This is a genomic window from Marisediminicola senii, assembly GCF_011057645.1.
In the GTDB taxonomy this organism is placed as follows: domain Bacteria; phylum Actinomycetota; class Actinomycetes; order Actinomycetales; family Microbacteriaceae; genus Marisediminicola; species Marisediminicola senii.
In genome coordinates, this window is the sequence record NZ_JAALGE010000004.1 from 83,378 (window position 1) to 95,898 (window position 12,521).

Here is a 12,521-nt window from a genome sequence, read left to right on the forward strand (position 1 = left end):
TGATGCTGGGCCGGATATCAGTGGTTTCGGGGCCGATGTCAGCGCACCGCGAGGATGTAGAGCACCCCGGCCGCCGACGTCGACCAGCTGGCGAGGCTGCCGACGAGAAACTCCTCGGCCTTCGAGCCAGACCCGCGGTCGTCGGAGATCTCGGGAAACCGCACGATGCCCTTCGCTGCGACGAGGGCCGCGATCACGGCGTGCGCGCCGCTCAGGGCGAGCATCACGATGAGCAGGCGCTCCACCGGGCCGATCAGCCGGCCGCCCCGCAGCATGTGCCCGGAGGGGATCGCCCTCGGTTGTTCGACCGATGCCAGCACCCGGCCGCCGACGCGCACCAGCCAGCCCTTCGCCGGCGGGGTGATGGATGCCTCGCCGCCCGCATCCCCGTGGGCGCGCCCCAGCGCGGCCCGGGCGACCAGGTTGCCACTGCGGGTCAGGAACACCGCGACACCCACGACGGCCACCGCCGCGGTGAGGGAGACCCCCTGCAGGCTGCCGAGCGGCACGGCGTCGTACGCATCGACGAGGAACCCGGATGCGGTGGCAGCCGTTCCATCGACGAAGGTCGTCGCCGCGATCAGCACGCCGAGTGCCGCGACCGGCCAGAGCGGGGCCGTGCTGGCCGGCATGGCGAGCATCCAGCCGATGGCGAGCGCGACGCATCCACAGACCGCAAGGAGGGGAACGCCGAGGCCCGTCGCCGCGAGGGTTCCGAGTGCCGCCCACACGACCGCCGCCAGCAGCCACGCCCGCACGCCGGTCTGCCGCGCCCGCGCGATGTCGGTGGAGCCGATGAAGAGCAGCAGGATCGACGCGATCATTCGGTCACGGCTCCGGTCATGGCCTGGTGTGCGGCCAGCAGGGCGGCGCCACCCGACCGGCGGAGGTTCTGCGACACGGCGGACTGCGTGATGCCCTCGTCTCGGGCGAGGTCGGACTGCGGTCGGCCGAGCAGTGTTCCGGCGGCCAGCCGTCTCTCGCGGGGGTTCATCGCGCCGATCGCCTGGTCGCGCATCAGCAGGTAGGCGTTGACGACCCCGGCGGCCGCGTCGTCGGGGTCCACGGCGAAGAACCAGCTGCGCGCGAAGGGGTGGTGGCCGTGCTCCCGCCGGTGCGCCTCGTCGATCGCGCGGCGTGCGCACCACCAGGCCGAGCCGTCCTGGATTGACCCGTCCCGGCCGCGGGTGTCGCCGTCGACGACGGCGCGCGTCTCGCCGAGCCCCAGCCCGAACCGGCAGTCGACGTCGGCGGGCAGGGCGAGGCGCACGACGGTCGTGGCGCGCAGGGCGTCTGGCACGCTGTCGTACACCGCCTGGAACTCATCGCCCACCGTCGCCCACAGCGGTTCGACCGGGCGGGCCGCGTCGCTTGCCGCGTCGAAGGCGGTGTGGATGCTGCGCTGCCCGGTGCCTCGATCGGCGAGGTCACGGGACCGCACGATGTCGACGATGAGTGCCACCCGCGAATCCGTCATCCCATAAGCATATGACTAATTGCGGACCAGATATAAGCCCTCAGCTCATCGGGTGCGTTGCACTCGCTCCGCACCGCGCGGCATCCGCGTTGCATCCTGCACCTCGCCGACGAGCTCCTCGATGATGTCCTCGAGAAACAGCACGCCCGTGGTGGTGCCATTCTCGTCGAACACCCTGGCGACGTGGGCGCCGGTGCGCCGCATGGCGGCGAGGGCGTCTTCGAGTTCGCTGGTGCGGAACGCCGAGGCGAGGCGACGGATGCGCTTGACCGGCACCGGCCGGTGGAACGTGGCGGGCGTCGCCAGGTCGAGCACGTCCTTGAGGTGCAGGTACCCGGTCGGCACTCCGTCGTCGTCGCTGAGGATGTAGCGCGAGAAGCCGTGCTTGCCGACCGCGCGCTGGATGTCCGCGGGCGACGCGGTCGCCGGCAGCTGCACCATCTCGCTGATCGGCACCTCGACGTCGGCCACGGTCTTGGTCGTGAACTCGAACGCCGCGGCGAGGGTTCCGCTGGCGTCGGTGAGCGCACCCTCGCGGGTGGACTGCTCCACGATGTTCGCGACCTCGTCGAGCGTGTAGGTGCTCGTGGCCTCGTCCTTCGGCTCCACCTTGAAGAGGCGCAGGATGCCGTTGGCCGCGGTGTTGAGCGTCCAGATGACGGGGCGCACGATCTTCGAGACGACGACGAGCGGGGGAGCGAGCAGCAGGGCCGCGCGGGTGGGGATCGAGAACGAGATGTTCTTCGGCACCATCTCGCCGAGCACGACGTGCAGGAAGGTCACGAGCAGCAGGGCGGTGATGAACGCGATGACGCCGATCGCCTCGCCGGAGAGGGCGGTGAACCCGAGGGGAATCTCGAGCAGGTGGTGGATGGCGGGCTCGGAGACGTTGAGGATCACCAGCGAGCAGACCGTGATGCCGAGCTGGCTGGTGGCGAGCATCAGGGTCGCGTGCTCCATGGCCCACAGGGTGGTCTTCGCCGCCTTGCTGCCCTCTTCAGCGCGAGGCTCGATCTGCGACCGCCTGGCCGAGATCACGGCGAACTCCGCGCCGACGAAGAAGGCGTTCACCGCGAGCAGCACGACGAGCCAGATGATTCCGGGCAGGTACTCACTCATGGGTCAGGTCTTTCGTCAGGGCGTCGACCGTGCGGTCGTGGGCGGTCTCGATGGGCTCGCCGTCGGCGTCCACCGGGTCGGCGATCGTGTACTTGAGGCGTTCGACGTGGTTCGCGATCACCCGGTCCACGCGCAGCGTGCCGTGGTCGAGGTGCACTTCGTCGCCGAGTTCGGGGATGCGGTTCAGCTGGTCGGCGACGAAGCCGGCGATGGTGTCGTACTCCTCGCCGTCCGGCACCGTGATGCCGGCGCGGTCGAACAGCTCGTCTGGACGCAGGGATGCGTCGAAGGTGATCGACTTGCCGGTCAGTACGACGCCGACCCTGGTGCGGTCGTGCTCGTCTTCCAGCTCGCCGACGAGTTCTTCGACGAGGTCCTCCAGCGTCACGACACCGGCGGTTCCGCCGTGCTCGTCGGAGACGATGGCGATCTGCAGGCCCTGGCCGCGCAGGATGCCGAGCAGGGAGTCGACGGTCATCGACTCAGGCACGCGCAGCGGCTCCACCATCAGCTCGGAGGCGGGCACGCTGCCGCGGTGCTCGAGTGGTACGGCGAACGCACGCTTGACGTGCAGCACGCCGACGATGTCGTCGGAGTCGCGCCCGATGACCGGGAAGCGTGAGTACCCGGTGGCGGTCGCGATGGTGATGATGGTGTCGGCCGAGTCGTCGCGGTGCACCGAGGTCATGCGCACCCGCGGGGTCATGACGTCGTCGGCGGTGTGGTCGGAGAACCGCAGCGTGCGGTTGAGAAGGTCGGCGTGGTCGCGGTCGAGGAGGCCCTCGAGCGCCGACCTGCGCACCAGCGAGCTCAGCTCCTCTGCGCTGCGCGCGCCGGAGAGCTCTTCCTTCGGCTCGATGCCGAACGAGCGGATGATCGCGTTCGCGGTGTTGTTGAACAGCAGGATGATCGGCTTGAACACCGCGGTGAAGACGGTCTGGAACGGCACGACCAACTGCGCGGTCTTGAGCGGCAGAGCGAGGGCGAAGTTCTTGGGCACGAGTTCGCCGATGATCATCGAGAAGACGGTGGCGATGAGGATGCCGATGACGGATCCGATTGCCGAGACGGCGCCTTCGGGAACGCCGAGCGACGTCAGCGGTCCGCTGAGCAGCGCGCTGATCGCGGGCTCGAAGGTGTATCCGGTGAGCAGCGTGGTCAGCGTGATGCCGAGCTGCGCACTCGAGAGGTGCGTCGACGTGATCTTGAGCGCGGAGATGGTGGGGGCGAGGCGTTTCTCGCCCCGCGCCTGCCTGGCTTCAAGTTCACCGCGGTCGAGATTGACCAGCGAGAACTCGGATGCGACGAACATGCCGGTGCCGACGGTCAGCACGAGGCCGACGCCGATCATGATCAGTTCGTACACAGAACAGCCCCTTCCGTCTCAGCGCCGATGATGGCGGAGGTGACGGCACGGGGCCAGGGTTTATGAGAGGGGGGGTCATCCATTGTGCCGACCACGGTATCAGGGAGTCGGCTGTGAAACGGTCGGCCCGCGTGCCCCGGCGGGCGCTACTGGTTCGAGCCGCGGCCCCGGCGCGGAAACCGCGGCCGACGAATCCGGGTGATGCGGGGCACGTGCTCGATGCGCCGCTGCTCGGGTAGCGACCAGTTGAACAGCACGGCGAGCACCCTGATACCGACGGTCACGGCGACGCCGATGGTCGCCGCGATGCCGATGGGCACGCCGAGCTCGAGCAGCACGACGAGGGTCGCCGAGCCGCCGACGGCGGCGACGGCGTAGAGCGACCCGACGTGCATGAGCGCGATGGGGAGGTTCAGCAGCATGTCGCGCAGGATCGAGCCGCCCACCGCGGCGACGGTGCCGACGAAGATCGCGGGCACCTCGGGCAACCCGTAGGCGAGGGCCTTGGTGGTGCCGATCGCCCCGAAGATGCCGATGGTGAGGGCGTCGAGCACCGTGATGGCCGTGTTCACCCTGGAGAACACCCGCTCGAGCAGCATCCCGGTCAGGGCCGCACTGGTGGCGACGATCAGGTACCAGTTCGTGGTGAGGGCGACCGGAATGATGGCGAGGATTACATCGCGCGCGAAACCGCCGCCGAAGCCGGCGACCAGGCCGATGATGGCGACGCCCAGCAGGTCGAGGCGGCGGTCGCGAAACTGGGCCGCGAACATGGCCCCCTGCAGCGCGCCGACGGCGATCGCGAGAAGATCGGCCCACAGGGGGATCACGATCTGGCTGGCGTTCACGGTCATTGATACCACGCGGGGAGAACCGGGCGGGGCGCTTCGATGCGTCGCTGCCGGACGTGCCGCTGCCGCCCGTCGCACCCGGCTCGCACGGGCCGCGGGGGATACTTGATGCATGCCTCTTTACCGTGACGAAGCCGTCGTGCTGCGCACGTACAAGCTGGGGGAGGCCGACCGCATCGTCATCATGCTCAGTCGCAGCCACGGCAAGATCCGGGCCGTCGCGAAGGGCGTCCGCCGCACCGCGTCGAAGTTCGGGGCCCGCCTCGAACCGTTCATGGTCGCCGACGTGCAGCTGTACGAGGGCCGCACCCTCGACATCATCACCCAGGCCGAATCGCTCGGCTCCTACGGTGCCGCAATCACCGGTGACTACTCGAGCTACACCGCGGCGAGTGTGATGGTCGAAACCGCAGACAAGGTGACAGAAGACGACGGCAGCCTGCAGCAGTACCTGCTGCTCGTCGGCGCGCTACGGTCGCTGGCCCGCCGCGAGCACAGCCCGGGGCTCACCCTCGACTCCTACCTGTTGCGCGCGCTGAGCGTCGCCGGGTGGTCGCCGAGCTTCTCCGACTGCGCGATGACCGGGGCGCCCGGCCCGCATTCCGCGTTCGTGGTGCACCTGGGTGGCGTGGTCGCCGACGAGGTCGCACCTCCCGGGGCCCCCCGATTGGATGCCGCGACCATCGGCCTGCTGTCGTCGCTGCTCACCGGCGACTGGGCTGCAGCCGACGCCGCCGACGAGCGAACCCGCACCCACGCGAGCGGCATCGTCGCCGCCTACACGCAGTTCCACCTGGAACGCAGTCTTCGGTCGCTGGAGCACGTGGACCGAACGCCGGACAGCCGCCCGGCATCCACCACCAACGGCAACACCCGATGACCCGGCCCGCCCCGGTGGCTGCCCCGGCCCGAACGAATGGACCCGCCTGATGACGCGCAAGACCCACCGCGACGCCATCGACTTCGTACCCATCGACTGGACCGGCGTCTACCCGCCGGCGTTGCCGCCCAAGGCGGTGCCGAACCACGTGGCGATCGTGATGGACGGCAACGGGCGCTGGGCGAACGGCAAGGGGCTCACCCGCATCGAGGGGCACAAGGCCGGCGAGGCGTCGCTGCTCGACGTGGTGGCCGGCGCGATCCAGGCCGGGGTCAAGCACCTGAGCGTGTACGCGTTCTCCACCGAGAACTGGAAGCGCTCGCCCGACGAGGTCAGGTTCCTGATGGGGTTCAACCGGTCGGTGCTGCACCGCCGCCGCGACCAGCTCAACGACTGGGGCGTGCGCATCCGCTGGGCGGGGCGCACCCCGCGGCTGTGGGCCTCGGTCATCAACGAGCTCAAGTTCGCCGAGCAGCTCACCGCGGGCAACTCGACGCTGACCCTCACCATGTGCGTCAACTACGGCGGGCGCACCGAGATCGCCGACGCCGCCCGTCGCCTGGCCGAAGAGGTTGCCGCGGGCAGGCTCAAGCCGGTCGGCATCACCGAGAAGTCGCTCCAGAAGGCGATGTACGTGCCCGACCTGCCCGACGTCGACCTGTTCGTGCGCAGCTCGGGCGAGCAGCGCACGAGCAACTTCATGCTGTGGCAGAGCGCGTATGCCGAGATGGTGTTCCTCGACACGCTGTGGCCCGACTTCACCCGCGAGCAGCTGTGGCAGGCGATCGGCATGTACGCGTCGCGCAACCGGCGCTTCGGCGGCGCGATCGACGCGCCGACCGCCTGACGAGCGCGGTGGCGTCGGCCCGCCGGGCCATGATGGATGCATGACTGATGCACCGGCCACAAGCCGCACACCGTCCACCGGCACCACACCTGCCGCCACTGTCCCCATCCCGTCGCCCGCCCTCGCCGCCGCGATCGCGAGCTTCGGCGACACCCGCGGCTACCTCGCCGCCGCGTCGTCCGGCGTTCCGACCGTGCAGGCCGTCGAGGCGATGAAGCACGACCTCGACCTGCGTGCTGCCGCCCGCCGCAACCCGATGGACTATGACGCCATCCTCGAGGCCACCCGCGCCCACTACGCGCACCTCGTCGGCGTCACCCCCGACCGGGTCGCCACCGGGTCCCAGACCTCCGTGCTCGCCAGCGTCGTCGCCGCGGCCATCCCCGCCGGCGCCGAGGTGCTCTGCGTCGACGGCGACTTCAGCTCGATCGTGTTCCCGTTCCTGCAGCGCGACGACATCACCGTGCGGCACGTCGCCGTCACCGAGATCGCCGACAGCATCACCGATTCGACCTGGCTCGTCGCCTTCTCGCACATCCAGTCCCTCACCGGCACCGTCGCCGACGCGCCCGCGATCGTCGCGGCCGCCGCCCTGCACGGCGCGCACACCCTCTGCGACACGACGCAGTCCGCCGGCGTTCACCCCGTCGACGCGTCGCTCTTCGACGCGACCGTGTGCCACGCCTACAAGTGGCTCAGCGCGCCCCGCGGAGTCGCCTTCCTCACCCTGTCACCCGACTTCCAGCAGCTGCTCACGCCGCTGCAAGCCGGCTGGTACGCCGGCGAGAGCGTATGGCAGTCCTGCTACGGGCCGACCATGACCCTCGCCCCCGATGCCCGCCAGTTCGACGTCTCCCCGGCGTGGCCGGCATGGGTCGGCGCGGAGCACACCATCGGCCTGTTCGCCTCCCTCGACATGCACGAGGTGTGGGCCAGGGCATCCGGCCTCGGCGACCTGCTCTGCGACGGCCTCGGCATCCCGCGCCAGCACCAGGCCATCGTCACCTGGGCCGACCCCGACGGCGAAGACCTCGCGCGGCTCATCGCCGCCGACATCCGCGCCACCGGTCGCGCGGGCCAGCTGCGGGCCGCGATGCACATCTGGAACGACGAGATGGATGTCGCAGCCGTCGTCGCCGCCCTGCGCAGCTGACCCCGCAACCGACGCCCGCAACCCACGCCCGCAGCCGACCCCGGCGACCCCACCCGGGGGCCGTCACCCGCCCTCCGCGTGCCGCGCCCGTCATTACCGCGCCGCTAGGCTGGGGACTTCGCAATCCCGGGCCGCTCATCCAGCGCGGCCGAAATTCTTTGGAGTTATCCGTGGCCAACGCCTCCCGTCTCGATCCCGTCATCAACCTCGCCAAGCGCCGGGGCTTCGTGTTCCAGGCCGGTGAGATCTACGGCGGATCGCGGTCGGCGTGGGACTACGGACCTCTGGGCGTCGCGCTCAAGGAGAACATCAAGCGGCAGTGGTGGCAGTACATGGTGCAGGGCCGCGACGACGTCGTCGGGCTCGACTCGAGCGTCATCCTGCCGCGGCAGGTGTGGGAGGCATCCGGCCACGTCGAGGTCTTCAGCGACCCGCTGGTCGAATCCCTGCACACCCACAAGCGCTACCGCGCCGACCACCTCCTCGAGCAGTACGAGGAGAAGCACGGCCACCCGCCGGCCAACGGCCTCGCCGACATTCGCGACCCCGACACCGGCCAGCCCGGCTCGTGGACCGAACCGCAGAACTTCTCCGGATTGCTCAAGACCTTCCTCGGACCGGTCGACAACGAAGAGGGCATGGCCTACCTCCGCCCTGAGACCGCACAGGGCATCTTCGTGAACTTCGCCAACGTGCTCGGCGCCTCCCGGCAGAAGCCCCCGTTCGGCATCGGCCAGATCGGCAAGAGCTTTCGCAACGAGATCACGCCCGGAAACTTCATCTTCCGCACCCGCGAGTTCGAACAGATGGAGATGGAGTTCTTCGTCGAGCCGGGCACCGACGCCGACTGGCACCAGTACTGGATCGACCACCGACTCGCCTGGTACACCGACCTCGGTATCGACCCCGAGAACCTGCGCCTGTTCGAGCACCCCGCCGAGAAGCTGTCGCACTACTCGACCCGCACCGTCGACATCGAGTACAAGTTCGGGTTCCAGGGCAGCCAGTGGGGCGAGCTCGAGGGCATCGCGAACCGCACCGACTTCGACCTGAGAACGCACAGCGCAGCATCCGGAACCGACCTGTCGTACTTCGACCAGACCAAGGACGAGCGCTGGGTGCCCTACGTCATCGAGCCGGCCGCGGGCCTCACCCGCTCGCTGATGGCCTTCCTGGTCGACGCGTACTCCGAAGACGAGGCGCCGAACACCAAGGGCGGCGTCGACAAGCGCACCGTGCTGCGCCTCGACCGGCGCCTCGCCCCGGTCAAGGTCGCCGTGCTTCCACTGTCGCGCAACGAGCGCCTGTCGCCGGTGGCCCGCGAGCTCGCGGCCGACCTGCGCAAGTACTGGAACATCGACTTCGACGACGCCGGCGCCATCGGCCGCCGCTACCGCCGCCAGGACGAGATCGGCACCCCGTTCTGCGTCACCGTCGACTTCGACACCCTCGACGACAAGGCCGTCACCGTGCGCGAGCGCGACTCGATGGCGCAGGAGCGCATCTCGCTGGACCGCCTGCGCGGCTACCTCGCCGAGCAGCTGCTCGGGTCGTAACCCCTACTGGGGTGCTGGCGATCGCCCCCGGATACCCGGGATGCAGGAATACCCCGGGTCCGGGGCGGTTGCACTACGGGTGACTCCCGCAATCAAAGTAGACATCTGGTCCGATGTTCAGTGCCCGTGGTGCTACATCGGCAAGCGCAAGTTCGAGGCCGCCGTCGAGACCTTCTCCGGCGACGTCGAGGTCGAGTACCACTCCTTCGAACTGGCCCCCGACACCCCGGTGGACTTCGAGGGGTCGCCCGTCGACTACCTCAGCCGCCGCAAGGGGCTCCGCCGCGACGAGGTCGAGAAGATGCTCGCGAACGTCGTCGACATCGCGGCTGGCGTCGGCCTCGAGTACCACTACGAGACCGTGCACCAGACGAACACCATCAAGGCTCATGAGCTGTTGCACTACGCGAAGGCGCACGGTCGCCAGCTCGACATGAAGGAGCGCCTGCTCAAGGCCTACTTCGTCGACGGCCGTCACGTCGGACGCATTCCCGACCTGGCCGACCTCGCCGCCGAGATCGGCCTCGACCGCGACGACGTGCAGCGCGAACTCGAGGCCGAGACCTATCTGGCCGCGGTCAAGGCCGACGTCGCGCAGGCGGAGGCCTACGGCATCCACGGCGTTCCGTTCTTCGTGATCGACGGACGGTACGGCATCTCCGGCGCACAGGACCCCGCCACCTTCGTGCAGGCACTCGAGCAGGTCGCATCCGAGCGGACGGCCGCCCAGTGAACCCGGTCACCGCGTCGCTGCCGATCGTGTCGCCGACCCCCACCACTCCCATCCGCACCGTCCCCGGCGGGCTCACCATGGTGGGCGCGTCCCACGCGGCGGCCTGCGAGGGCGACGCGTGCATCGTGCCGGGCGCGCACGAGCAGGCGATCGTCAACCAGCGGCTGGACGACGACCTCGTCTAGCCATCCCGTGGCCGGCCGCCCGGCCGGGGGCTACCCGATCGTGAGCGGGTCGGTGATGTCGGCGATCGTCGCGTCGAGTGTGCTGAGAAGCGCCGCGGCATCCACGAACATGCTCATGCCGTGCTGGCCTGCCCCCATCGCAATGCGGCCGTGGCCAGCCACCGCGTCGGTGATCGTGGCGTCGGCGAACACCGGCCACGCCGTGGTGCTGCCGAGCGGCGTGATAGTGCCGCGCTCGTACCCGGTGGCCGCGAGCGCGAGCTCGGCCTCGGGAAGGCGTAGCTTGTTCACGCCCACCACCGCTCGCAGCTTCGGCCAGGAGATCTGCCGGTCGCCGGGAACCAGCGCGAACAGGAACGCGCCGTCCTTGCGCTTGACCACGAGCGTCTTGACTATCGACCGCGGTGCGATGCCCAGCACCGCCGCGGCTTCGGCGAGGGAACCGGCCGGTGCGCGCTCGACGAGCTCGATCTGGAGGCCCCGCGCCGCGGCATCCACCTCGACCCTGGCACTGCCCACCAGCGGCCCCGCACCGGTATCCGGTCCTGCACCACTGTCATTCGCGTCGGTGGTCACGGCACTCCGTTCTGGCGGCCAGCGCGACTCTGAAAGAATCGACGAGTGACCACTCTCTCACCCACGGCTCCGGCCCTGCGAATCGGGCCCATCGACCTCGATGTGCCCGTCGTTCTCGCGCCGATGGCCGGAATCACGAACACGGCGTTCCGGCGCCTGTGCCGCGAATTCGGGGCCGGCCTCTACGTCAGCGAGATGATCACCAGCCGCGCGCTCGTCGAGCGCACCCCGGCGAGCATGCGCCTCATCCAGCACCACGAATCCGAGACCACCCGCAGCATTCAGCTCTACGGCGTCGACCCGAAGACCGTCGCCGAAGCCGTCACCATGCTGGTCGCCGAGAACCGCGCCGACCACATCGACCTCAACTTCGGCTGCCCGGTTCCCAAGGTCACCCGCAAGGGCGGGGGAGCGGCCCTGCCGTGGAAGATCGACCTGTTTCGCGACATCGTCGAGCGCGCCACCCGCGCCGCAGGCGACATCCCGCTCACCGTCAAGATGCGCAAGGGCATCGACGACGACCACCTCACCTATCTCGAGGCCGGGCGCGCGGCCGAGGGCGCAGGGGTCGCCAGCATCGCGCTGCACGCGCGCACCGCCGCCGAGTTCTACAGCGGAACCGCCGACTGGTCGGCCATCACGAAGCTCAAGCAGGCGATCACGTCTGTTCCCGTGCTCGGCAACGGCGACATCTGGTCGGGCGCCGACGCGCTGCGCATGATGGACGAGACGGGCTGCGACGGCGTCGTCGTGGGGCGTGGATGCCTCGGCCGCCCGTGGCTGTTCGGAGACCTGGTCAGCGCCTTCAGGTCCCGTACCGACGGCACCCCATACGAAACCGCCCAGCCGTCACTCGGGGTCGTCGCGGCCACGCTGCGACGGCACACCGAGCTGCTCGCCGAGTTCCTCGGCAGCGAGGAGTGGGCCTGCCGCGACATCCGCAAGCACGTCACCTGGTACTTCAAGGGCTACCCGGTCGGCAGCGAACTGCGCGCGGCACTCGGGCTGGTCGAGAGCATCCAGCAGATGGACGATCTGCTCGGCACCCTCGACGGCGACATGCCATACCCCGGTGCCGACGCCGAAGGCCCGCGCGGCCGGGCAGGCACCCCGAAGCGCCCCACTCTGCCGACCGGTTGGCTCGACAGCCAGCAGCTCGGCGACGCGCACCGCGCGACCCTCACCGAAGCAGAATTGAGCCACAGTGGCGGTTGACACCGGCAGCGCACACACCGGCAGCGCACCGACCGGCAGCGCACCGACCGGCGGCGCCCAGGTCGGCAGCGCGGGCACCGGCATCCCGGCGGGCAGCGGCTACGACGAACGCGACGCCGCACGCTGGCTGCCGGAGGAGCACTCCAGCCGCCGCAGCGACTTCGCCCGCGACCGCGCTCGCGTGCTGCACTCCAGCGCGCTGCGCCGCCTCGCCGCGAAGACGCAGGTGCTGAGCCCCGCCGCCGGCCTCGACTTCGCCCGCAACCGCCTCACGCACTCGCTCGAGGTCGCGCAGGTCGGCCGTGAGCTCGCGACGAGCATGGGGCTCGACCCCGACGTCGTCGACACCGCGTGCCTCGCCCACGACCTCGGGCACCCGCCGTTCGGCCACAACGGCGAACGCGCCCTCAACGACTGGGCGGTCGACATCGGCGGGGTCGAGGGCAACGCGCAGACGCCGCGCCCGCTCCCCCCCATCGAGCCCCAGGTGTTCGGCCCCGACGGGCGCCCCCCCGGGCTCCACCCCACCCGGGCCAGCCTCGCCGCGCGCTGCAAATACCCGG

The 12,521-nt window shown here is 69.9% G+C and carries 14 protein-coding genes; 8 read left to right on the forward strand and 6 right to left on the reverse strand.

Annotated elements, in window-relative coordinates; genetic code table 11:
* Positions 1–38: 38 nt before the first annotated feature.
* The 5 genes from G5S38_RS03755 to G5S38_RS03775 form a co-directional block, all read right to left on the reverse strand.
* The gene (locus G5S38_RS03755; protein WP_165064478.1) at positions 39–824 is read right to left on the reverse strand and encodes a hypothetical protein; all 786 of its coding nucleotides are present in this window, start codon (positions 822–824) and stop codon (positions 39–41) included.
* Entirely contained in the window at positions 821–1,477 is a 657-nt protein-coding gene (locus tag G5S38_RS03760; RefSeq protein WP_165064481.1) for a SatD family protein, read from the reverse strand. The genes G5S38_RS03755 and G5S38_RS03760 overlap by 4 nt, the downstream gene beginning before the upstream one ends.
* 45 nt (positions 1,478–1,522) lie before the next feature.
* A complete protein-coding gene (locus G5S38_RS03765) occupies positions 1,523–2,596 on the reverse strand; it encodes a hemolysin family protein (protein ID WP_165064483.1) in 1,074 nt (357 codons plus the stop codon).
* Positions 2,589–3,962, reverse strand: coding sequence for a hemolysin family protein (locus G5S38_RS03770; protein WP_165064486.1), 1,374 nt, complete (start codon positions 3,960–3,962; stop codon positions 2,589–2,591). The genes G5S38_RS03765 and G5S38_RS03770 overlap by 8 nt, the downstream gene beginning before the upstream one ends.
* A 146-nt stretch (positions 3,963–4,108) precedes the next feature.
* Positions 4,109–4,816 carry a trimeric intracellular cation channel family protein gene (locus G5S38_RS03775; RefSeq protein WP_165064489.1) on the reverse strand — a complete coding sequence of 236 codons (708 nt, stop codon included), beginning with the start codon at positions 4,814–4,816 and terminating at the stop codon, positions 4,109–4,111.
* A gap of 109 nt (positions 4,817–4,925) precedes the next feature.
* Here G5S38_RS03775 and recO point away from each other — a divergent pair, with 109 nt between their 5' ends.
* From recO to G5S38_RS03805, 6 genes are all read left to right on the forward strand, one after another.
* Positions 4,926–5,693 carry a DNA repair protein RecO gene (gene recO, locus G5S38_RS03780; RefSeq protein WP_165064492.1) on the forward strand — a complete coding sequence of 256 codons (768 nt, stop codon included), beginning with the start codon at positions 4,926–4,928 and terminating at the stop codon, positions 5,691–5,693.
* Between the two features lie 49 nt (positions 5,694–5,742).
* Complete coding sequence (locus tag G5S38_RS03785; RefSeq protein ID WP_165064495.1) at positions 5,743–6,540, forward strand: isoprenyl transferase; 798 nt, start codon at positions 5,743–5,745, stop codon at positions 6,538–6,540.
* A gap of 40 nt (positions 6,541–6,580) precedes the next feature.
* Positions 6,581–7,693 carry an aminotransferase class V-fold PLP-dependent enzyme gene (locus G5S38_RS03790; RefSeq protein ID WP_165064498.1) on the forward strand — a complete coding sequence of 371 codons (1,113 nt, stop codon included), beginning with the start codon at positions 6,581–6,583 and terminating at the stop codon, positions 7,691–7,693.
* 170 nt (positions 7,694–7,863) lie between these two features.
* Entirely contained in the window at positions 7,864–9,249 is a 1,386-nt protein-coding gene (locus tag G5S38_RS03795; RefSeq protein WP_165064501.1) for a glycine--tRNA ligase, read from the forward strand.
* A gap of 79 nt (positions 9,250–9,328) precedes the next feature.
* Positions 9,329–9,982, forward strand: coding sequence for a DsbA family oxidoreductase (locus tag G5S38_RS03800; protein WP_165064504.1), 654 nt, complete (start codon positions 9,329–9,331; stop codon positions 9,980–9,982).
* The gene (locus G5S38_RS03805) at positions 9,979–10,167 is read left to right on the forward strand and encodes a hypothetical protein (RefSeq protein ID WP_165064506.1); all 189 of its coding nucleotides are present in this window, start codon (positions 9,979–9,981) and stop codon (positions 10,165–10,167) included. Before G5S38_RS03800 ends, G5S38_RS03805 begins: the two co-directional genes overlap by 4 nt.
* Before the next feature lie 30 nt (positions 10,168–10,197).
* On the opposite strand, the gene G5S38_RS03810 is transcribed toward G5S38_RS03805, so the two are convergent.
* Positions 10,198–10,689: an aminoacyl-tRNA deacylase gene (locus G5S38_RS03810; protein WP_165064519.1), complete on the reverse strand. Its 492-nt coding sequence runs from the start codon at positions 10,687–10,689 to the stop codon at positions 10,198–10,200.
* Positions 10,690–10,788: 99 nt separating this feature from the next.
* Between G5S38_RS03810 and dusB the strand changes: the two genes are divergently transcribed.
* Both dusB and dgt read left to right on the forward strand, forming a co-directional pair.
* Entirely contained in the window at positions 10,789–11,958 is a 1,170-nt protein-coding gene (dusB, locus tag G5S38_RS03815; RefSeq protein ID WP_235928881.1) for a tRNA dihydrouridine synthase DusB, read from the forward strand.
* Between the two features lie 82 nt (positions 11,959–12,040).
* Positions 12,041–12,521, forward strand: a 481-nt coding sequence (gene dgt, locus G5S38_RS03820) for a dGTP triphosphohydrolase (RefSeq protein WP_165064526.1), incomplete at its 3' end; no start/stop codon positions are given.

What these genes read in the sequence shown, in the direction of transcription:
- G5S38_RS03755 (WP_165064478.1), bottom strand. Translation starts at nt 824, where the DNA reads ATGATCGCGTCGATCCTGCTGCTCTTCATCGGCTCCACCGACATCGCG.
- G5S38_RS03760 (WP_165064481.1), bottom strand. Translation starts at nt 1,477, where the DNA reads ATGACGGATTCGCGGGTGGCACTCATCGTCGACATCGTGCGGTCCCGT.
- G5S38_RS03765 (WP_165064483.1), bottom strand. Translation starts at nt 2,596, where the DNA reads ATGAGTGAGTACCTGCCCGGAATCATCTGGCTCGTCGTGCTGCTCGCG.
- G5S38_RS03775 (WP_165064489.1), bottom strand. Translation starts at nt 4,816, where the DNA reads ATGACCGTGAACGCCAGCCAGATCGTGATCCCCCTGTGGGCCGATCTT.
- recO (WP_165064492.1), top strand. Translation starts at nt 4,926, where the DNA reads ATGCCTCTTTACCGTGACGAAGCCGTCGTGCTGCGCACGTACAAGCTG.
- G5S38_RS03785 (WP_165064495.1), top strand. Translation starts at nt 5,743, where the DNA reads ATGACGCGCAAGACCCACCGCGACGCCATCGACTTCGTACCCATCGAC.
- G5S38_RS03790 (WP_165064498.1), top strand. Translation starts at nt 6,581, where the DNA reads ATGACTGATGCACCGGCCACAAGCCGCACACCGTCCACCGGCACCACA.